The organism is Pseudomonas sp. GM24, assembly GCF_000282235.1.
In the GTDB taxonomy this organism is placed as follows: Bacteria; Pseudomonadota; Gammaproteobacteria; order Pseudomonadales; family Pseudomonadaceae; genus Aquipseudomonas.
Genome location: NZ_AKJR01000127.1, coordinates 14,298 through 36,036 on the forward strand (window position 1 = coordinate 14,298; position 21,739 = coordinate 36,036).

At 59.3% G+C, this 21,739-nt stretch carries 15 protein-coding genes; 8 read left to right on the plus strand and 7 right to left on the minus strand.

The features are described from left to right. Window positions 1-7: 7 nt before the first annotated feature. Complete coding sequence (locus tag PMI23_RS15440; protein ID WP_007908383.1) at window positions 8-1,402, plus strand: class II fumarate hydratase; 1,395 nt, start codon at window positions 8-10, stop codon at window positions 1,400-1,402. Between the two features lie 137 nt (window positions 1,403-1,539). Here the strand turns inward: PMI23_RS15440 and PMI23_RS15445 are convergent, their stop codons facing one another. Continuing rightward, on the minus strand, window positions 1,540-2,499 hold the full coding sequence (locus PMI23_RS15445; RefSeq protein ID WP_007908382.1) for a DMT family transporter: 960 nt from the start codon (window positions 2,497-2,499) through the stop codon (window positions 1,540-1,542). 210 nt (window positions 2,500-2,709) lie between these two features. Here PMI23_RS15445 and PMI23_RS15450 point away from each other — a divergent pair, with 210 nt between their 5' ends. Next, a complete protein-coding gene (locus PMI23_RS15450; protein WP_007908380.1) occupies window positions 2,710-2,904 on the plus strand; it encodes a DUF6316 family protein in 195 nt (64 codons plus the stop codon). Window positions 2,905-3,039: 135 nt separating this feature from the next. Here PMI23_RS15450 and PMI23_RS15455 read toward each other — a convergent pair whose 3' ends face one another. Both PMI23_RS15455 and pap read right to left on the minus strand, forming a co-directional pair. Continuing rightward, window positions 3,040-4,224, minus strand: a complete 1,185-nt coding sequence (locus PMI23_RS15455) for a thiolase family protein (protein ID WP_007908378.1) — start codon at window positions 4,222-4,224, stop codon at window positions 3,040-3,042. Between the two features lie 102 nt (window positions 4,225-4,326). Continuing rightward, window positions 4,327-5,841, minus strand: coding sequence for a polyphosphate:AMP phosphotransferase (gene pap, locus PMI23_RS15460; RefSeq protein WP_007908377.1), 1,515 nt, complete (start codon window positions 5,839-5,841; stop codon window positions 4,327-4,329). 172 nt (window positions 5,842-6,013) lie between these two features. Here pap and mnmC point away from each other — a divergent pair, with 172 nt between their 5' ends. After that, on the plus strand, window positions 6,014-7,993 hold the full coding sequence (mnmC, locus tag PMI23_RS15465) for a bifunctional tRNA (5-methylaminomethyl-2-thiouridine)(34)-methyltransferase MnmD/FAD-dependent 5-carboxymethylaminomethyl-2-thiouridine(34) oxidoreductase MnmC (RefSeq protein WP_007949947.1): 1,980 nt from the start codon (window positions 6,014-6,016) through the stop codon (window positions 7,991-7,993). A gap of 3 nt (window positions 7,994-7,996) precedes the next feature. Here mnmC and PMI23_RS15470 read toward each other — a convergent pair whose 3' ends face one another. Next, the gene (locus PMI23_RS15470; protein WP_007908371.1) at window positions 7,997-12,811 is read right to left on the minus strand and encodes an NEL-type E3 ubiquitin ligase domain-containing protein; all 4,815 of its coding nucleotides are present in this window, start codon (window positions 12,809-12,811) and stop codon (window positions 7,997-7,999) included. A 341-nt stretch (window positions 12,812-13,152) separates the two neighbouring features. Here PMI23_RS15470 and PMI23_RS15475 point away from each other — a divergent pair, with 341 nt between their 5' ends. The 5 genes from PMI23_RS15475 to PMI23_RS15495 all read left to right on the plus strand — a co-directional run bounded on the left by PMI23_RS15475 (window position 13,153) and on the right by PMI23_RS15495 (window position 20,054). Continuing rightward, window positions 13,153-14,637, plus strand: a complete 1,485-nt coding sequence (locus PMI23_RS15475) for a dermonecrotic toxin domain-containing protein (RefSeq protein WP_007908370.1) — start codon at window positions 13,153-13,155, stop codon at window positions 14,635-14,637. 109 nt (window positions 14,638-14,746) lie between these two features. After that, window positions 14,747-16,519, plus strand: a complete 1,773-nt coding sequence (locus PMI23_RS15480) for an N-acetylglutaminylglutamine amidotransferase (protein ID WP_007908369.1) — start codon at window positions 14,747-14,749, stop codon at window positions 16,517-16,519. Window positions 16,520-16,522: 3 nt separating this feature from the next. Next, window positions 16,523-18,271 (plus strand): N-acetylglutaminylglutamine synthetase, encoded by a 1,749-nt coding sequence (ngg, locus tag PMI23_RS15485; RefSeq protein WP_007908368.1) that lies wholly within the window; start codon window positions 16,523-16,525, stop codon window positions 18,269-18,271. 166 nt (window positions 18,272-18,437) lie between these two features. Further along, window positions 18,438-19,628, plus strand: coding sequence for an osmoprotectant NAGGN system M42 family peptidase (locus PMI23_RS15490; RefSeq protein ID WP_007949948.1), 1,191 nt, complete (start codon window positions 18,438-18,440; stop codon window positions 19,626-19,628). A 198-nt stretch (window positions 19,629-19,826) separates the two neighbouring features. Then, window positions 19,827-20,054: a YheU family protein gene (locus PMI23_RS15495; RefSeq protein WP_003199186.1), complete on the plus strand. Its 228-nt coding sequence runs from the start codon at window positions 19,827-19,829 to the stop codon at window positions 20,052-20,054. Between the two features lie 4 nt (window positions 20,055-20,058). Here PMI23_RS15495 and csrA read toward each other — a convergent pair whose 3' ends face one another. From csrA to PMI23_RS15510, 3 genes are all read right to left on the minus strand, one after another. After that, window positions 20,059-20,244, minus strand: coding sequence for a carbon storage regulator CsrA (csrA, locus tag PMI23_RS15500; RefSeq protein ID WP_007908359.1), 186 nt, complete (start codon window positions 20,242-20,244; stop codon window positions 20,059-20,061). 135 nt (window positions 20,245-20,379) lie between these two features. Then, window positions 20,380-20,712: a YnfA family protein gene (locus PMI23_RS15505; protein WP_007908357.1), complete on the minus strand. Its 333-nt coding sequence runs from the start codon at window positions 20,710-20,712 to the stop codon at window positions 20,380-20,382. 63 nt (window positions 20,713-20,775) lie between these two features. Further along, window positions 20,776-21,591 carry an SDR family oxidoreductase gene (locus tag PMI23_RS15510; RefSeq protein ID WP_007908355.1) on the minus strand — a complete coding sequence of 272 codons (816 nt, stop codon included), beginning with the start codon at window positions 21,589-21,591 and terminating at the stop codon, window positions 20,776-20,778. Between the last annotated feature and the right edge of the window lie 148 nt (window positions 21,592-21,739).

A 21,739-nucleotide genomic window follows, 5' to 3' on the forward strand; every position in this document is an offset into this window, starting at 1 on the left:
GTGCACGATGAGCCGTATCGAAACCGACAGCCTGGGCCAGATCGAAGTCCCGGACGACGCCTACTGGGGTGCTCAGACGCAACGCTCGCTGATCAACTTCGCCATTGGTCAGGAACGCATGCCGCTGCCGGTATTGCACGCCCTGGCCCTGATCAAGAAAGCCGCGGCCCGGGTCAACGACCGCAACGGCGACCTGCCCGCCGACATCGCCCGCCTGATCGAACAGGCCGCTGACGAAGTGCTCGACGGCCAGCACGACGACCAGTTTCCACTGGTGGTCTGGCAGACCGGTAGCGGCACGCAGAGCAACATGAACGTCAACGAAGTGATCGCCGGTCGCGCCAACGAACTGGCCGGCAACCCGCGCGGCGGCAAGACGCCGGTGCACCCCAACGATCACGTCAACCGCTCGCAAAGCTCCAACGACTGCTTCCCTACCGCCATGAGCATCGCCACCGCGCAAGCGGTGCAGGAACAACTGCTGCCGGCGATTGCCGAGTTGTCCGGCGGCCTCGCCGAACTGGCCGCGCGGCACATGAAACTGGTGAAGACCGGACGTACGCACATGATGGATGCGACGCCGATCACCTTCGGTCAGGAGTTGTCCGGGTTCATCGCGCAGCTGGATTACGCCGAACGCGCAATCCGCGCGGCACTGCCGGCGGTGTGTGAACTGGCCCAGGGTGGCACCGCGGTCGGTACCGGGCTGAATTCGCCACACGGTTTTGGTGAGGCGATTGCCGCCGAACTGGCGGCGCTCTCAGGCCTGCCCTTCGTCACTGCACCGAACAAGTTTGCCGCCCTCGCCGGCCACGAACCGCTGACCAGCCTCTCCGGCGCGCTGAAAACCCTCGCCGTGGCGCTGATGAAAATCGCCAATGACCTGCGTCTGCTTGGCTCCGGGCCACGCGCAGGGTTTGCCGAAGTGCGGCTGCCGGCGAACGAGCCGGGCAGTTCAATCATGCCCGGCAAGGTCAACCCGACCCAATGCGAAGCGCTGTCGATGCTCGCCTGTCAGGTGCTGGGCAATGACGTGACCATCGGCATTGCCGCCAGTCAGGGTCACTTGCAGTTGAACGTGTTCAAACCGGTGATCATCCACAACCTGCTGCAATCGATTCGCTTGCTGGCCGACGGTTGCAGCAACTTCCAGCAGCACTGCATTGCCGGGCTGGAGCCGGATGCCGAAGTCATGGCACGACATCTGGAGCGTGGGCTGATGCTGGTGACCGCACTGAATCCGCATATCGGTTATGACAAATCGGCGGAGATCGCCAAGAAGGCCTACAGCGAAGGGCTGACCTTGCGTGAGGCGGCGTTGGCGCTGGGGTATCTCACCGATGAAGAGTTTGATGCGTGGGTGCGGCCGGAGAATATGATCGAGGCTGGCGCCAAGGGCTGAGATTTGTAGCGTTTCTTAGTAAGTCATCGCGAGCAGGCTCACTCCTACATTTGGCTCACTCCTACATTTGGAACACTACATTTGGAACGCATTCCCCCTGTAGGAGTGAGCCTGCTCGCGAATGGCAGCGGCGCGGTTTAACTGGCGGCCATCTTCATCCGCCGCGCCTTCAAACCGGCGATCAACGACGGCCCCAACGCCACCAGCGCCGAACCCAACACCACCAGCACCGCCCCGCCATAGCCGAGCGCATTGATCTGCTCGGCATGTACGTACTCGGGCCAGATCCCGGCCGCAATCGCCACCGCACCAAACGTTACCAATGGCGTAATCGCCAACGTCGCACTGACCCGCGACGCCTCCCAATGCGCCAACGCTTCAGCGAACGCGCCATAGGCAATCAGCGTGTTCATGCAGCACGCCAGCAGCAGCCAACCCTGCAAGGGATTCAGGTTCAGCGCCTCAAGCGGGTGCACCCACGGTGTCAGCAACAGCGCGCAGAACAGGTAGATCACCATCATCACCTGCAACGAATTCCACACCGTCAGCAATTGCTTCTGGCCCAGCGCGTAGAAGGTCCACACCGTCGACGCCAACAGCACCAGCAAAACCCCAGCGGTGTAATCCGACAGTGAGGTCAGCAGTTCGGCCAGCCGCTGATTGAAGAACAGCACAAAACCGATCAACAACACCGCCAGACCAATCCCCTGGCCAATACTGAAGCGTTCCTTGAACACAAACAGGCTGGCGATCAGCAACATGATCGGGCCCATCTGCACCACCAGTTGCGCGGTACCGGGGCTGAGCAGATTGAGGCCCATCAGGTACAGCACATAGTTGCCAACCAGCCCGAGCACCGCCATCAACACCAGCCAGCCACCCTTGGGCCCGAGCACTTTGCGGCTGGGCAGGCGTTTTACCGCCGCCAGATAGATGAACAGACAGCCGCCGGACACCAGCAGGCGAAACCAGGTCACCGTCACCGGGTCCATCACCAGTAATACCTGTTTGAGTTTGATCGGCAGGATACCCCACAAAAACGCAGTCAGCAGTGCCAGGAACAAGCCGTAGACCCAGCGACCGGATGATATGTGCATGGAAACCCCAAAGCCTGCTGACAAGTGCGCTCATTCTAGGCGTGCCACCGGGCGCGACACAGGGACAGTTGCGGTCAGGGCGCGAATGAAACTGTGCAGGTCGCAGCAGTAAATTGACGCGCCGCCGTTGATCGGCTGAGCGGGCGCGCCAAGTGCTTCAGGCATAAGCTCATTGGATCCCTTTCAGCACATCAGCCGAGGAGACCGATCATGTTAGGAATGCGCGCGCAGGACAGCGCCCCCGCCATGCGCTTTCGCAGCGAGCGGTTGTGCCGGGTCAATGGCGAACTTTTTTTCAGCACTCGGGAAAATACCCTTGAGGGGCCGTTTGAGAGTGCCAAGAAGGCTGAGCTGGAGATAAAAGCCTATATCGCGCGGATGCAGCTGCAGGATTCCAACCGCTAAGTGGTGGTGATCCAATCGCTGGCAAGCCAGCTCCCACAGAATTGGTGGCGTACACAGATTTTGCGAACGCTCCGAAACCTGTAGGAGCTGGCTTGCCAGCGATAGCAATGGAACAGACAACAAAAATGTTCTGGCTTAACGCACCGCCTCAAACAACCCCGTCGCACCCATCCCGCCGCCCACGCACATGGTCACGATGCCGTAACGCAAATTCCGCCGCTGCAACTCACGCACCAGATGCCCGACCTGCCGCGATCCGGTCATGCCAAACGGGTGACCAATGGAAATCGAGCCGCCATTGACGTTGTACTTGTCGTTATCGATCTCCAGCCGATCACGGCTGTACAGGCACTGCGAAGCGAACGCCTCGTTCAGCTCCCACAGATCGATTTCCGCCACTTGCAGGCCCTTGGCCTTGAGCAGTTTCGGCACCGAGAACACCGGGCCAATGCCCATCTCGTCCGGCTCGCAGCCGGCCACGGTGAAGCCACGGAAAAACGCTTTCGGCTTGAGGCCCAGCTGCAACGCTTTCTCAAGGCTCATCACCAGCGTCATCGACGCACCGTCAGACAGTTGCGACGAGTTGCCCGCCGTCACCGAACCGTCCTCGGCGAATACCGGTTTCAGTCCAGCGAGGCTTTCATAGGTGGTGTCCGGACGGTTGCAGTCGTCGCGGTCGACCACGCCATCGAGAATCTGCACCTCACCGGTGTTCTTGTCCTCGACACGATACTTGACCGCCATCGGCACGATTTCATCGTTGAACAGCCCTGCGGCCTGAGCTGCCGCAGTGCGAACCTGACTTTGCAGCGAATATCGATCCTGCGCTTCACGACTGACGCCATAACGTCGCGCGACCACTTCGGCGGTCTGGCCCATCGTGTAATAGATGCCCGGCGACTGTTGCTTGAGCAGCGGGTTGATCAAGTGATCAGTGTTGACGCTTTTCATGGTCAGGCTGATCGACTCGACGCCGCCGGCAACGATGATGTCGCTGCAACCCGAGGCAATCTGGTTGGCGGCAATGGCGATAGCCTGCAAGCCCGATGAACAGAAACGGTTGAGGGTCATGCCGGCGGTGCCGGTACCCAACCGCGACAGCACCGCGACATTACGGCCGATGTTGTAACCCTGCGCACCTTCGTTGGAGCCGGCACCAACGATGCAATCCTCGACGCTCGCCGGGTCGATATCGTTGCGCTCAAGCAGGGCGTTGACGCAATGAGCCGCCATGTCATCGGGACGGGTCTGGTTGAACTTGCCGCGAAAGGATTTGGCCAGGCCAGTCCGCACGCTGTCGACGATCACCACTTCACGCATGGCATACCTCATTGTTGTGGTCAGTTGAGAGTGGACCGAGCATAAGTCCACTGCATCAACGACCGCGACAATCATTCACCCCGCGTATGCGCGTCTATCGGCTCAATCCTTGTGTTTCTTTGCGCGCTTGTCGGATTTCTCGAAGGCGTCTTCCAGCGCGCGGTTGATCGTGCGCAACACTTTGACCCTGGCCCAGCGTTTGTCATTGGCTTCGACCAGCGTCCATGGCGAGATCTCCGAACTGGTGCGGTCGACCATATCGCCCACGGCGGCCCGGTAGGCGTCCCATTTGTCGCGATTGCGCCAGTCGTCTTCGGTGATCTTGAAGCGCTTGAACGGGATCTCTTCACGCTCCTGGAAACGCTCCATCTGCGTGTCCTTGTCGATGGCCAGCCAGAACTTCACAACGATCACGCCGGCATCGGCCAGTTGCTCTTCGAAATCGTTGATCTCGCCATAGGCGCGCAGCCAGTCGGCTGGCGTGCAAAAGCCTTCGACCCGCTCGACCAAGACCCGGCCGTACCAGGAGCGGTCGAACACGGTGAACTTGCCGCGCGCCGGAATGTGCCGCCAGAAGCGCCACAAGTAAGGCTGCGCCCGCTCCTCTTCGGTCGGTGCGGCAATCGGCACGATGTTGTACTGGCGCGGATCGAGCGCCGCCGCGACCCGACGGATCGCCCCGCCCTTGCCTGCCGCGTCGTTGCCTTCGAATACCGCGATCAGCGCGTGGCGGCGCATGCGTTTGTCGCGCATCAGCCCGGACAATCGCGCCTGCTCGGTGATCAGTTGTTCTTCGTAGTCTTTCTTCTCCAGGCGCTGGGTCAGGTCGAGGCTGTCGAGCAGGTTCAACTGATCGACCGGCGTACCCAACGGCGCGGCGCTGACATCGTGGGGATGTACGTCCGGACGCTTCAGCGCATTTTGCAAACCCTCGAGGAGAATCTTGCCGACCGCCAGGCTGCGGTAGTTGGCGTCGACGCCTTCGATCACATGCCACGGCGCGTAATCACGGCTGGTACGGCGCAGCACGCGCTCGCCGTACTTGACGAACTTGTCGTAGGTTTCCGACTGCTGCCAGTCCAGCGGGCTGATGCGCCAGCTGTGCAACGGGTCATCGGCCAGCGCCTTGAGCCGCGCTTTCATCTGTTTCTTGGACAAGTGAAACCAGAATTTGAAGATCAGCGCGCCTTCATCGCAGAGCATCTTTTCCAGGCGCTCGGCACCGGCGATCGCCTGATCCAGACGCGGATCCTTGAACAAGCCATGCACCCGCCCCTGGAGCATCTGGCTGTACCAGTTGCCGAAGAAAATCCCCATGCGGCCCTTGGCCGGGAGCATCCGCCAGTAACGCCAGGCCGGTGGCCGGGACAACTCTTCATCGGTCTGTTGATCGAAAGTACGCACTTCGATCAGGCGCGGGTCCATCCACTCGTTGAGCAACTTGACCGTCTCGCCCTTGCCCGCACCTTCGATACCGTTGATCAAGATGATCACCGGAAAACGCTTCTGCTGTTGCAGTTCGAACTGGGCTTCGAGCAAGGCTTCACGCAATGCCGGGACGGCCGCCTCATAGGTGTCTTTGTCGATGGCGTGACCGATTTCAGCGGATTCAAACATGGGACGGCTCCTTCCAGGATTCAGCAAGACTAGCGGATTGGGCACAGCAACGGCGCAGAAATTCCCGCAGGTCGCGGATTGTCCGCGAGTCGTCGGGCGCTAGCCTTGCCATGGATCAAGCAGCGCCTGCGCGATCGGCTAGAATGGCCGCCTTGTCGTTGCCGAGCCTGCCATGAAACCTGTATTGCCCCACGCCCAACTCGACTGGGATGACCAGGGACGCCCGCGTTCGCGGGTGTTCGATGACGTGTATTTTTCCGACAAATCAGGTCTGGAAGAAACCCGTTATGTGTTCCTCGAACAGAATCGCCTGGCCGAGCGTTTTGCCGCACTGCCGGCAACTGGTCGTCTGGTTATTGGTGAAACCGGTTTTGGCACCGGGCTGAATTTTCTCTGCGCCTGGCAGTTGTTCGAGCAACACGCCGTGGCCGGTGCGCGACTGCATTTTGTCAGCGTCGAAAAATACCCGTTGAGCCCCGCCGACCTCAAGCGTGCCTTGGCACTCTGGCCGGAACTCAAACCGTTGGCCGATCAGTTGCTGCGCCATTACGTGGCAATCCATGCCGGCTTTCAGCGCATCACCCTGGCCAACGGCCGCGTGACGCTGACGCTGTTGATCGGCGATGCACTGGAGCAACTGCCGCAGCTCGACGCACAGATCGACGCGTGGTTTCTCGACGGTTTCGCCCCGGCGAAAAACCCCGACATGTGGACCGCCGAACTGTTTGTCGAACTGGCGCGACTGGCAGCGCCCGGTTCGACCATCAGCACCTTCACCAGCACCGGCTGGGTACGGCGTTTGCTCAATGCCGCCGGGTTCAAAATGAAGCGCACGCCGGGCATCGGCCACAAGTGGGAAATCCTCCGTGGCGAATTCCTCGGCTGGCCGGCAGAGGTGACGCCGCCGGCGCCGGAAAAACCCTGGTTTGCTCGCCCTGCGCCGATCACCAGTGACCGTCGAGCTCTGGTGATTGGCGCCGGTCTCGCCGGATGTGCCACGGCGTCCAGCCTGGCCGCACGCGGCTGGCAGGTGACGTTGCTCGAACGCCATGCAGCCGTGGCGCAGGAAGCCTCGGGCAATCCGCAGGGCGTGCTGTACCTGAAGTTGTCCGCCCACGGCACGGCGCTGTCGCAGCTGATCGTCAGCGGTTTCGGTTACACCCGGCGCCTGCTGGAAACCCTGCAACGCGGCACTGACTGGGACGATTGTGGCGTGCTGCAACTGGCGTTCAATACCAAGGAAGCCGAGCGTCACGCGCAGTTGGCTGAAGCCTTCCCGGAAGACCTGTTGCAGTGGCTGGATCAACCCGAGGCGCAGGCCCGTGCCGGAGTCGGAGTAGCCCACGGCGGCTTGTACTATGCCGAAGGGGGTTGGGTGCATCCGCCGGCACTGTGTCAGGCGCAAGCGGCGCAGCCGAACATCGAACTGCTCAGCCATTGCGAAGCGCTGCAACTGCGCAAGGTCGATGATCAATGGCAGGCGCTGGACGGTGAGCGTTTGCTCGCCAGCGCGCCGGTCGTGGTGCTGGCCGGTGCCGCCGAAATCCAACGCTTTGCCCAGAGTGCCGAGTTGCCGCTCAAGCGCATTCGCGGGCAGATCACCCGTCTCGCCGAAACCGCAGCGAGTCAGACACTGGCCACCGTGGTCTGTGCCGAAGGCTACGTCGCTCCTGCCCGCTTGGGCGAACACACCCTCGGCGCCAGTTTCGATTTCAACAGCGATGATCTGACACCGACCACCGCCGAACACCAAGGCAATCTGACGATGCTTGCAGAGATTTCCTCTGACCTTGTCGCACGCCTGAAAATCAGCGAACAGCCTGTCGAAAACCTGCAGGGCCGCGCAGCCTTTCGCTGCACCAGCCCTGACTATTTACCGATGGTCGGTCCCCTCGCCGACCGCAAAGCGTTTCTTGACGCTTATGCGCTGCTGAGCAAGGACGCCCGTCAGATTCCGGACATCGCCTGTCCGTGGCTCGACGGCCTGTACATCAACAGTGGCCACGGCTCGCGAGGACTGATCACCGCGCCGCTGTCGGGCGAGCTGCTGGCTGCCTGGCTGGACGATGAGCCGCTGCCTGTGCCCAGAAGCGTCGCCGAAGCCTGTCATCCCAACCGTTTCGCGTTGCGCAAGCTGATTCGCGGCAAGTAGCACTTATCCGTCAGCCAAGGTGCAGATGCCCAGATCCGCGTCGCGCAACGCATCGGTGGTCAGACGCGTCATCACCTCGTCCATGGCGTTTTGGCGCTCGACCTTGAGGACGCCGGACTGGCTAACGTAATCGACACTGGACATCGTGTCTTTCTTCGCGTCCAAGGCAGTCATGCGCTGGTCATACATATCTCGGACAGAGGAAAACTGATGCGCAAGTGTGCGCTCCAGATAGTCTCTCCAGAATGTCCGCTCACTCATGAACTGCAGCCATTTGGGCGAGAGTTCCGCCGTGGCGACCTGGTTTTTCGCGACGTCCAGATCGGCTGCGGTGACCCCGCCTAATGTGCCAAAAAGCATATTGCGCGGCTGGCCGGGCAATTCCAGTGTCTCGGCCAGACCGATGCGATAGGCGAGGTTTACCTCCAGTGGATCCACCTTCGGGACCTTGGCGGCATGCGCCCGAGCAATTTCATTCAATTGTTCCAACCGGAACAGGCCACGTCCCAGCTCAAGCAACGGCTTGCCACTGGCGATCCGGTTTCCGGCCAGCCGGGTCACCCGATCGACCTCCACGGCGACCTCCAGATAACTGAAGTTCATTGCCGCACTGTCGGTGCAATTGATCGGGGTGGCGGCCAGACTCAGTATCTGATCACACAGCGCTGTATCGGCTTCGGCTGCTTCCAGCACGGCCCAGACTCGCCGCTGCATGTCCTTGTTGACCTTTTCCGAATCGGCGGTATCACCCAGCTCAGCGAGCAGATGGAACAGGCTCTCGGCGCGTGGATCATCCTTGAATGCGTTCCAGATCCGTTCACGCCCGGCCCCCGTCTCAGCCGTTTTATCAGCAAGCCAAAGCGAGCGTGCCTGTTGCTCGTTCATTCGAGCGATGTCGTTTTCCAGATACCCCATACCGATACCGAAATTGTCGCGATAATTCTCCAGGTGCGTTTTGCTCGGATCGGCCAAGGGATTGAGTCCCAGGTCCAGCGCCTGGCTGAAACTTCGCGGTGTCTTGAACAACCAGTCAGGCAGGTTCTTGATCTTGTTGCTGCGCAAGTCCACCCAGTCCAGATACAGCAGATACTCAAGTCCCTTGGGGATTTCCGTGAGGCCGGTGTCTTGCAGTAACAGACGACGCAGATTGAACATCTGTCTGACATCCGGTGTGGCATTCAGCGGATTTTCGTTGAGGTTCAGGTGATGCAGCGAGCGCAAACCGCTGAGTTTGGCCAGCGTATACTCGGTCAGCTGCAGCTTGTTGCCCGCCAGACACAAGCGAGTGATATCGGGCATATGCGACAGCACCTCAGGGAGGCGGGTAATGGCATTGCGATCGAGCTCGAGCGTCTCAAGCTTTTTGAATGACTTGAGGAAGTACGCGACATCATCATCCAGTGCCATGTCATTCATGAACAGTTTCTGGATGTGGTCAAAGCTGATCCCCGGGGGCAGCGTCGGCAGTTTTCCGACCCGCATGCCATCAAAATTCAGGACCCCCACCCATTTCCCGTTTTCATTGGTGACGGAGTAATACCGGCGGAATCCGTTTTCGATCAGCTCGGCCATGGTTTTGCGGCTGTGCCGCACTTCCGCCAGATCCCCTCCGAGTTTGTTCATTGCGCCAGTATCCTCACTCCAGAGGAACAGCGCTTCACGCAAGCTTTGCAGATCCTGGCGCAAGGCATTGACCCGTGTCGCACGAGTCAACTGATCGTCTCCCAGGCCATCGATGAACTCACTGGCCTGCGTTTCACTCAAGCGCGGAAAGAGTTTGCGCACTTTGCGCAGCAATGCCGGTGGATGTTGCACCGCAGGCGGCTGATCACCCTGATTACAGATTGGTTCGACAACCTGCGGCTCAGGCTTGCCATTGACCAGCGTGCGCGCCGTGGCCTCGCGCTCATCCAGTGCAGCGTTGAGCAACTGGCTGCGCAGCTTTGCCGCGCTGGCCTGCTTCGGGTCTGCAAAGCCAATGGCTGTTCGCTGGCGTCGCGGCAGGGCCTTGAGGATGGCTTCGTACAGCGCGTCAGGGCCGAATGCCACTTTTCCCAAGGTTTTGCCGTCGCCGCCAAAAGCCTCATACCCCTCGGCCGACTTCACCAGCGAGCACGTATCGGCGGGGAGCGCCGAGGTGTCGCCAACGGCTTGCAGAATCGGCCCGCTGAGCGTTTTGTCGCGCAGTTCCAGACGCAGTCGGGAATCCCAGCCGCTCAGACGAGGCAACAACTGAATCGCCAGCCTGTCGGTGTCGGCGTTGGCGAGCCTCGGCCAATGAAACCCCGCCAGTGCGCGATCCAGTCGCACTTTGCCAATACCATCGCTGACCTCCTGCCCCAACCGCAGCGGTACTCGACCGGTTTTACGCAGATGCAGGCGCTGCACACTCGACGCGCGCTCGATGAGTGCTTTCGCATAACGCGCCGGGATATCGGGAAAAACACGGCGCAGCTTCAGAACATCATCGACGTCACTTTTATCGTAGCGTTGATACATACGCTCGAAAGCCGCGCGATGATCCGCCTGCAAAACCGCACCGAGTTTCTTTGCCAACGTCGACTCTTCAACACTTTGCGCGACTTTGCCGCCGAGCAAAGTGTCCACCTCTTTCTGATACAGACCATCGACTACGGATTGCAGCAACTGGCCCTGCGCCAGTTGTTTTTCGCTGACCACCACCGCCAGCGATTCGTCGAGCACTTTGGTTTGCGGATAGGTCGCCGTCACTGTGCCTTCTGCGTCGGTCACCTCAATGTAGCGGTCGGTCGGCCAACCGGACATTTTCGGCAAGGCGTGCAATTGCGCTTCAACAGGCTGGCCGGAATGGGTTTCGCCGTTCTGCAGTTCGCGGGTCAATTGCCGCAACTGACGCACGATGCGCGCGCGCTCCACGGTTTCGCGCAGCCGCACAGGCAAACTCAGATTGTCAGTAAAGGCCTGATGCAAGGTTTCTGGCGAGGTGTCGCTGAGTCGCCGCATCATGTCCAGGTCGGTATCCACGAACTCGCTCAATTGCGGATCAATACGTTTGAGCGTGTACGCGGAACTGCCCCACTCTTGCGGTTCTTCAGCAGGCAGCCGCCAGCCACCTTCGACGTGCCGCACAAGCTCCGGCACATAAGCTTGCGTGCGTTCGGCATGTTCCAGGCGCCAGACTTTCGCGGCGGAATCATAAGGTCCGGCGAAGAACCGATGATCGACGCGAGCCATGGTTTTCGCACCGATCTGATAAAACTCCTCGGAACTCGGCGCGACCGTCAATCCCGTCGGCAGGAAATGCTCATAGCGCGAAAGGTCAGGTTTCCACAGGCGCGGCTGGCCAGCGTGATTGATAATGGCGGTGAATTCGCCGAAGAACGCCGGGTGTGACTGCAGCAGTTTCTTACCCAGCGCTCCCAAGGCTTTTTGTCCCCCGGCAAAGGCAACCGTCAGCGCAATGTTTTCCACGACGCTCAACAGATGCGACAGGGCTTTCTGATGATCACCGCGGCGCCAATCCTCGACCCCTTCGTAAACTTCACTGAGCAACTGCCCGACTGCAACGCCCATCATCAATTGCCCGAGCAGCGGCACGACGAACCCCGCCACGGACGCAACGGTCACACCCAACTGAAGAAAATCCAGCAAGCGTTTCCGGCGGACATCCTCATCGATATCAGCGGTCGGCACCGCCAGTTTGCGCGCGTTGAGTTGAAGCTTGCCGACATGGCTTTGCAGCATGAACTCAAAGAGTGGCACGGCGATCGGCAATTGCTTGATGTGGCCCAGATCAGCGCCGTCAGCGAGTGATTTGAAAAAATCGGCCTTGTCGTCTTCATCAATGCTGTTGGCGAAATAATCCTTGTAACTTTTAACCTTCAACTGCTGCGTCAGGTACTGCTTGAACGCGGTAAAACTGCTGTATTCGTACAGTGGTCGCTCGGGCTCACCCGCCATGTACACCAGGCACCACTCATCGGGGTACAACTCCACCGAACGGGCAGAAAACACCACCACACCCCAGACGCAACTGTCGAAAATTTCAATGCCTTGCATGATCAGCGTTCGGTTGCCATAGAGCAGTGTTTGCGCCGACACCACGCCATCGAAGTCGATCAGCTTCTGCAGCATTTGCTGACCAGACAAGGTGATATGGCTTTTAAGAGCTGCCTGGTGCATGTCGAATTGCAACAGCAGCTTTTTCATTTTCGCGATATCAGCGGTCATGGTGCTGGTGGCGATCACCTTGTCATCGCTGTCGCGCAAGCCGAACACCAGCTGGAAATGCTCCTGATAGCGCTTGCCCAAATCCAGCTCTCGGCAAAAAGCGGCAAACGTGGCCGGGGTCAGCCCGGTGACACCGTCTGGGGCACTGTGCACTCGAATAAAACTGCCTTGCGGAAAGCTCTCAGCCGCCTCGTCTTCGCTGAAGTTCTGCATCGCCGCTTGCAACAGCGTCGTTGTAGCGTGCGGGAACGTCTGAATACCGTTCTCGTCGGTAGAGGTCGCAGGGCAACCGCAATCAACGCCCGGCAGACTCAGAAAGTCTTTCTCGACATCAAAAACCACCGACCATTTGCGACTCAAGGCATCGCTCAGTTCACTGATGCAGAACGTCTGCAAGGGCTTCAATGCGAGCAGATCCGCCGCCACGGTCGCCTGAATCTGGTGCAGATCACGGCTTGTCTGATCAAGGGCAGACAAAGCGGCCACCGTCGCTTTCAATAAATGCGCCGGTAGGCTTTCTTGCAGAGTCTGGGCGGTATCGAGATCCTCTGTGGCATCGAGCAATGTGCTGAGGATTGTTTTTTGTGAAAGCTTTGCTTTGGTTGACATCGGCAATAGTCCTTTATTGCGAAGTGGAGGTTTGAACATATCGGAATCGAAGAACAATTAACAATCCAAGACCTGATGTTCCTGCACGCATAAAACCACAACAACCCTCATCAATAACATAGATATCTACCACCACTTTTCCGGCAACTTCAGGGTGCCCCGAGTGCCATCTCCCCTGCAAATACCGCACACACACTCAGACCTTTCCGTGGCGATAGATATGTATATATTTCAATCAAAATACCGCTGACTTCATGGCTCAAGCGATCAAATAAACACGTTATTTTTTTTCGTTTCGACGGCCTAGGATCAAGTCTCTTCTTCAACACGAGATTTCCAACATGATTATCCAGACGCAACAACAAGCAAGCGTTTTGACCCATGAAGCCACGCTGAAAAAACTGCTCAATGTAATGGGCAACCGGGACAAGGCAACCGTCGTTGCCCGATTCATCAGTGACGGATTGCTCAAAGCCGACCCGGTCAGACTTGACGGATTCCGTGCATTGTTCGATGAGGCGCTGCCCTACCAGTACTACATTGATCAATTGCTGGGCAAACTGGAAACGCTGGAGGATCTCTGCAAGCGAAAGCTGCGACAGGCGCTGCAGCAACAGTATGGAGGACGATTCAGTATCAACGACAGCATCAAGCTCAAACCCGCGACAGCCGTGGACGATGGCTCCCACACCTACACCTTGTTGCAGGCAGCGATGCTGAATTTTACGCAACAGGAAGCGGCTGCCGGTTACTTCTCGGACGACAGCGAGACCTTAACCAAAGTCGACGAAGAAGCGCCCGACGGCTCAACGCCTACTCAGATAACCGCACAAGCGTTTGCGCTGTTGAGTCGCCAGCTTGATCTCGGGGGCGAATACAAGAAACACATATCCAGAACGTTCAGAGTCTCAAGTCTCGAATTGATCAGCCTGCGAATGCATAAAACAAACATGAAGCTCGCCGCCTTCGGAAAATATTTCAGCAAACCGAACTTCCCTCTTTCTCGGCTTGTCACCCTGTTGAACCTCGCCAAAGGCAACGAAGACATTGTTTATGGTGACCTGTTCAACAACTCCAGAATCAAGCTGTATTCGATACAACTATTTGGCAAATACATGACAGATGCCGTATTGATAACCTGTCGCCAGACCGATCAATCGACGAAAGACAGCTACTACGTTTACATTCCCAATGATGCTGGCGACAGCTTTTACCAGGACGACAGTGAAGACCAGTGCAGGTATCGCCTGGCCGTCAACTTCGTTGCAAGTAAAGAACTGCAAGAACTGTTCATTTCGCAATTGACCCACCGCGAACAAAGTGACTTCCGGACATTGAATCTGGAAAGCCTTTCGTTCCTGGAAGACATCGCGTTCATCCCGCTGGAGACAGGCCTGTACAAACATCTTTTCGATCGCCATCTCGATAAGTTGACAGCAGATGCCGGGGAACTCGCGGTGGCGGTTGCCAATGTCAACGAGGCCGCCTACGCCAATCGCCGGGAGAATCAGGCGTCACTTATAAGCGCAGCCCATCTCAACAGCCCGAACGAGGACTTCAACAGGCGCTTGCGTATTTATGCCACGGATGAATTGCTGGCCCTCGTTTTCGCCAGCCTCGATCGTTGGACCGCCATCGAAAAACACGATGCGCTGTCTCGACTGGTGGATCTGAAAAAACGCCTGACCACAACAGACTCCGCGAAGCCCGGTGCCCCCATAAACAGCGAAATGGCGGACGACTACTTCGGGCAGTTTGAGGTGCAGAAACATTTGCGCGAACAACCGGGCACTCTGCTGCACAAGCTGGAACCTGTTGCCTTATAACTTATCGTTCTAAAACTCCACTTACCGGGGCGGGTCAGTTTCTGAGTACCCGCTCTTCTGGCGAGGTACGGCTTGACCCCTCCCCAACGGAAAAACCGGTAAGGACTTTATGTGCGGATTAGCTGGCGAGTTACGCTTTGATCAACAACCTGCAGACCTTGCAGCGATCGAGAGAATCACCCATCACCTGGCCCCTCGCGGCCCCGACGCGTGGGGCTTCCATGCCCAAGGGCCGATTGCCCTGGGCCACCGTCGCCTGAAAATCATGGACCTGTCGGACGGCTCGGCGCAGCCGATGATCGACAGTCAACTTGGCCTTTCCCTGGCCTTCAACGGTGCGATCTACAACTTCCCCGAGCTGCGCGCCGAACTCGAAGCGCTGGGTTACGCGTTCTATTCCGGTGGCGACACCGAAGTGTTGCTCAAGGGCTACCACGCGTGGGGCGAAGCGCTGCTGCCCAAGCTCAACGGGATGTTCGCCTTCGCCATTTGGGAACGCGACGCCAAACGCCTGTTCATCGCCCGCGACCGTCTCGGCGTGAAACCGTTGTACCTGTCGCGCACCGGCCAACGCCTGCGCTTTGCATCGGCCTTGCCGGCGTTGCTCAAGGGCGGCGACATCAACCCGATTCTCGATCCGGTGGCGCTCAATCACTATCTGAATTTCCATGCCGTGGTCCCGGCGCCGCGCACCTTGCTGGCCGGCATCGAAAAGCTGCCGCCTGCGACCTGGATGCGCGTTGAAGCCGACGGCAGCACCGAGCAGAAAAACTGGTGGACCCTGCCCTACGGCCCACACGACGACGAGAAAAGTCTGACGCTGGAAGACTGGGTCGACCGCGTCCTCGACAGCACCCGCGAAGCGGTGGCGATTCGTCAACGTGCCGCTGTGGATGTCGGTGTGCTGCTGTCCGGCGGTGTCGACTCGAGCATGCTCGTCGGCCTGTTGCGTGAAGTCGGCGTCGAGAACCTCTCGACGTTCTCCATCGGTTTCCAGGATGCCGGCGGCGAACGCGGTGACGAGTTTCAGTATTCCGATCTGATTGCCAAGCACTACGGCACTCAGCATCACCAATTGCGCATCGACGAGAAAGAAATCATCGAGCAATTGCCCGCCGCGTTCCGCGCGATGAGCGAACCGATGGTCAGTCATGACTGCATTGCGTTCTATCTGCTGTCGCGTGAAGTGGCCAAGCACTGCAAGGTTGTGCAGAGCGGCCAAGGCGCAGACGAATTGTTCGCCGGTTATCACTGGTACCCGCAAGTCGACGGCGCTGCCGATCCTTACGCGGCTTATCGCAACGCGTTTTTCGACCGCAGCTACGACGACTACGCCGCCACCGTGCAACCGCAGTGGCTGACTGCGCATGACGCGGCCGGTGACTTCGTCAAAGAGCATTTCGCCCAGCCCGGCGCCGAGGCGGCGGTGGACAAAGCCCTGCGTCTGGACAGCACGGTGATGCTGGTCGACGATCCGGTCAAACGCGTCGACAACATGACCATGGCCTGGGGCCTGGAAGCGCGTACGCCGTTTCTCGACTACCGACTGGTCGAACTCTCGGCCCGCGTACCCGGCAAATTCAAGCTGCCCGATGGCGGCAAACAAGTGCTGAAAGAAGCTGCTCGCCGAGTGATTCCGAGCGAAGTGATCGACCGTAAAAAAGGCTATTTCCCGGTGCCCGGCCTCAAGCACTTGCAGGGCGATACGCTGAACTGGGTGCGCGAACTGCTGCTTGATCCGAGTCAGGATCGCGGCCTGTTCAACCCGGCCATGCTCGACAAATTGCTGACCGATCCGCAAGGCCAACTGACGCCGTTACGCGGTTCGAAGCTGTGGCAACTGGCGGCCCTGAACCTGTGGCTCAGTGAACAAGGAATCTGATTGATGAAACCCCACGCCACGGCCATCAACCAACGGCTGCTACGCGGTCAGACTCCGTCCTATGAACGCTTGCAGGCGCGCCTGGCCGAAGACGGCAGCACGCTGGCCGCCGAGCCGATTGCGCTGCATTGCGGCTGGGGCCGGTTGCTGATCGGCCATACCTTTCCCGACCCGGCATCACTGGCGCAGGAACTGCTGAAAGAGCAGCCCGGCGAGCGCGACATTGCCTTGTATGTCGCCGCCCCCCAGCAGATTCTCGGCCTGGAACCGACGCAACTGTTTCTCGACCCGTCGGACACCTTGCGCCTGTGGTTCAGCGATTACCGCCAGGCCACCCGAGTGTTTCGCGGCTTTCGTATTCGCCGCGCGCAAAGTGAAGCGGACTGGCAGGCGATCAATCAGTTGTACCAGGCGCGCGGCATGTTGCCGATCGATGCCACGCGGCTGACTCCGCATCATCAGGGCGGCCCGGTGTATTGGCTGGCCGAGGACGAAGACAGCGGCGCGGTGATCGGCAGCGTCATGGGCCTGAACCATCAAAAAGCCTTCAACGACCCGGAAAACGGCAGCAGCCTGTGGTGCCTGGCGGTTGATCCACAGTGCTCGCGCCCGGGTGTCGGCGAAGTGCTGGTGCGGCATCTGATCGAACACTTCATGAGTCGCGGCCTGAGTTATCTCGACCTGTCGGTGTTGCACGACAACCGGCAGGCGAAAAACCTCTACGCCAAGCTCGGTTTTCGCAATCTGTCGACCTTCGCCATCAAGCGCAAGAACGGCATCAATCAGCCGCTGTTCCTCGGCCCCGGGCCGGAGGCGCAGTTCAATCCGTATGCGCGGATCATCGTTGAAGAAGCCCATCGGCGCGGCATCGACGTGCAAGTGGACGACGCCGATGCCGGCCTGTTCACCCTCAGCCATGGCGGGCGTCGCGTGCGCTGCCGTGAATCGCTGAGCGACCTGACCAGCGCGATCAGCATGAGTTTGTGTCAGGACAAAAGCCTCACGCACAAAGTGCTCAAAGGCGCCGGGTTGAACCTGCCCTCGCAGCAATTGGCGGGCAATGCCGACGACAATCTGGCCTTCCTCGACGAGCATCAACGGGTGGTGGTCAAGCCGCTCGACGGAGAACAAGGTCAAGGCGTGGCGGTGGATTTGCAAAGCATCGAAGAGGTGCAGCAAGCCATCGAAACGGCGAAGCAGTTTGATAGCCGCGTGCTGCTGGAAAGCTTCCATGAAGGCCTTGATCTGCGGATTCTGGTGATTGGCTTTGAAGTGGTGGCCGCGGCGATTCGCAAGCCTGCCGAAGTGGTTGGCGATGGTCAGCATTCGGTGGGCGCATTGATCGAGGCGCAGAGTCGGCGTCGGCAAGCGGCCACCAGCGGTGAGAGCAAGATCCCGCTGGACCACGAGACCCAGCGCACCTTGCATGCAGCGGGTTATGACTACAGCAGCATTCTGCCGGCCGGTGAGCATTTGTTTGTGCGGCGTACGGCGAATTTGCACACCGGCGGCACACTGGAAGATGTCACGGCGATTCTGCACCCGACGCTGGTCGATGCGGCAGTACGGGCGGCACGGGCGCTGGATATTCCGATGGTCGGCCTCGATCTGATGGTGCCGGCGGCGGATCAGCCCGAGTACGTGTTTATCGAGGCCAACGAGCGCGCCGGGCTGGCCAACCATGAGCCGCAGCCGACGGCGGAGCGGTTTGTCGATTTGTTGTTTCCGCACAGTCAGCCGGTTGTCTCTTGATTCTCTAGTGACTGAACCGACGCCATCGCTGGCAAGCCAGCTCCCACAAGTTTTGCGGTACACACAAAAACTGTGGGAGCTGGCTTGCCAGCGATGAGGCCCGATCAAGCAACACAAAACTTTCCTCATCGAAACCATCGGTGTGCTCAACCCATCAGGAGTTTCCATGACCACGCAAATCCCCGAACCGGATCTCAACTACCTGCAAAAAGTACTGCTGGAAATGCTCGCCATTCCCAGCCCCACCGGGTTTACCGACACCATCGTGCGTTATGTCGCCGAGCGTCTGGAAGAACTCGGCATTCCGTTCGAAATGACCCGGCGCGGCACCATTCGCGCCACGCTCAAGGGCAAGAAGAACAGCCCCGATCGCGCCGTCTCGGCGCACCTCGACACCATCGGCGCGGCGGTCCGCGCGATCAAAGATAACGGGCGTCTGACCCTCGCCCCTGTGGGTTGCTGGTCGAGCCGTTTTGCCGAGGGCAGCCGTGTCAGCCTGTTCACCGACAACGGTGTGATTCGCGGCAGTGTGCTGCCACTGATGGCGTCCGGGCATGCGTTCAATACCGCCGTGGATGAGATGCCGATCAGTTGGGACCACGTTGAACTGCGTCTGGACGCTTACTGCGCGACCAAGGCCGATTGCGACTCACTGGGCATCAGCATCGGTGACGTGGTCGCCTTCGATCCGCTGCCGGAATTCACCGAAAGCGGCCATATCAGCGCCCGTCACCTCGATGACAAGGCCGGGGTTGCAGCGCTGCTGGCGGCACTCAAAGCCATCGTCGACAGCGGCCAGGAACTGATGATCGACTGCCATCCGCTGTTCACCATCACCGAAGAAACCGGCAGTGGCGCGGCAGCGGCATTGCCGTGGGACGTCAGCGAATTCGTCGGCATCGACATCGCGCCCGTTGCGCCGGGACAGCACTCCAGCGAGCATGCGGTGAGTGTGGCGATGCAGGATTCCGGCGGGCCGTACGACTATCACCTGTCGCGACATTTGCTGAAATTGGCCAGCGAGAACGAGTTGCCGGTGCGCCGCGACCTGTTCCGCTATTACTTCAGCGATGCGCATTCGGCGGTGACTGCAGGCCACGACATCCGCACTGCCCTGCTCGCGTTTGGTTGCGATGCGACCCATGGTTATGAGCGTACGCACATCGACAGCCTGGCGGCGCTGAGTCGTTTGCTTGGCGCTTATATTCTGAGCCCGCCAGTGTTTGCCAGCGATGCCGCGCCGGCGAATGCCTCGCTTGATCGCTTCAGTCATCAGATCGAGCATGACACACAGATGGAGAGTGATACGCGGGTGCCGTCGGTGGACAGTCTGGTGGGGCAGCGTTCCGATACTTGATCCGGCTTTGTGATGACAGGACTGGCCCCATCGCTGGCAAGCCAGCTCCCACAGGTATCGGAGGTGTACACAAATTTGTGTTGCCCCAATTACTGTGGGAGCTGGCTTGCCAGCGATGAGGTCGGCATAGGCAACACAAAACTGGCAGGCAAACCGCAATCGCCGTAGCATCCCGCCATTGATTCAGCCGAGGTGCCCATGCTCATTCCCCACGACCAACTTGAAGTCGACACCCTCACCCGCCTCATCGAAGATTTCGTCACCCGCGACGGCACCGACAACGGCGATGACACGCCGCTGGAAACCCGTGTGCTGCGCGTGCGTCAGGCCTTGACCAAAGGCCAGGCGCTGATCGTCTTCGACCCGGAAAGCGAGCAATGTCAGTTGATGCTCAAACACGATGTGCCCAAGCATCTGTTCGATTGAATGCCTAGCGGAGCTTTTCGGTGGCCTGCTTGCGCTTGATCCGGTCATAGACCTCCGCGCGGTGCACATTGACCTTTTGCGGGGCCTCGACGCCAAAGCGCACGCTGGAGCCGTTCACCGACAGCACGCGCAGGGAAATGTCGTCGCCGATTGAAATCAACTCACCAACGACACGGCTGAGTACAAGCATGAGATTCGTCCTTCAGGGTTAGCGAACCCTGAAGATGCGCGGCTTGCCGCGGCTCTACAATGCATGGCGGGCAAATCAGTTTTGCCTTACAGCCATGCTCGCATCAAGCCGTCAGACGTTTCCGACAAATACCCCTCACGCCGCAGAAAATCGCGGCCCGAACAGAATCACGCTAGCGCCGATCACGCACAGCGCCACGCCGATCCAGTCCGAACTCAAAGGACGCACCCGCTCGACCACCATCAGCCAGCCAATCGACGCGACGATGTAGATCCCGCCATACGCGGCATAGGCACGCCCCGCGTAGTTAGCTTCAACGCGGGTCAGCAGCAGTGCGAACAGGGTCAGACTGAGCAGCGCAGGAATCACCCACAACGCACTTTTGCCTTGGCGCAGCCACATGAAGAAGGCGAAGCAACCGGCGATTTCAAACAGCGCCGCGAGGAAGAACCACAAGTAATTGAGCATTGATGCGTCTCGACAGGGTGACCATTGCGGCCACCCTAACGACGCGGTCTGCTACGGGCAAGCTCAGCCGTTGTTCTGTTTGGCTTTGGCGCGCATTTTTTCCGCCATGGAGGTCATTTCGTTATAGAGCAGTTGCGGGTTCTTCTGCTTGAGCGCCCAAGCCATCCGGCCTTGTTCGTGGGGCAGAATCATGAACTCGCCAGCGGCCACTTGCTGATAGATGTAATCGGCGATGTCCGCCGCGCTGATCGGCGAACTTTCCAGCAACTTGCCGACCTGCGCTTTCATCGCCGGGGTGGGACCACGGAACGAATCCAGCAAGTTGGTCTGGAAGAACGACGGACACACCACGTGCACGCCTACTTCCTGTTGCGCCAACTCGATCAGCAAGCTTTCCGACAACGCCACCACCCCGGCCTTGGCCACGTTGTAGTTGCTCATGGCCGGGCCTTGCATCAATGCCGCCATCGAGGCGATGTTGATAATCTTGCCTTTGCTTTGCTCCAGCAGCGGCAGGAACGCCTTGCAGCCCTTGACCACGCCCATCAGGTTGATCGCGATCTGCCAGTCCCAGTCTTCCAGCGACAGCTCGCTGAAGAAACCGCCCGAGGCAACACCGGCGTTGTTGACGATGATGTCGATGCCGCCGAGCTTCTCTTCACAGGCCTGGGCGAATGCGGTGAGCTGGCTGTAATCACGCACATCGCAGCGCTGAATGAACCCGTCGCCACCGGCCTCGCGGACCATTTTCAGGGTTTCCTGCAGGCCGGGTTCGCTGACATCGGACAAGGCCAGTTGCCAGCCTTCACGCGCCCAGCGCAGCGCGATTTCGCGACCCAGGCCCGAGCCCGCACCAGTGATCATCATGCGATTTTGCATAGCAAACAGCCTTGTTGTTCCGGGGAAGATGCGCCGAGTGTAGCGAAGGATCGGCGCGCGCCCACGCTCCATCAAGTTGCTGAATGCAAGATCAAAAGATCGCAGCCTTTGGCAGCTCCTACATCGAACTCCTGTAGGAGCTGCCAAA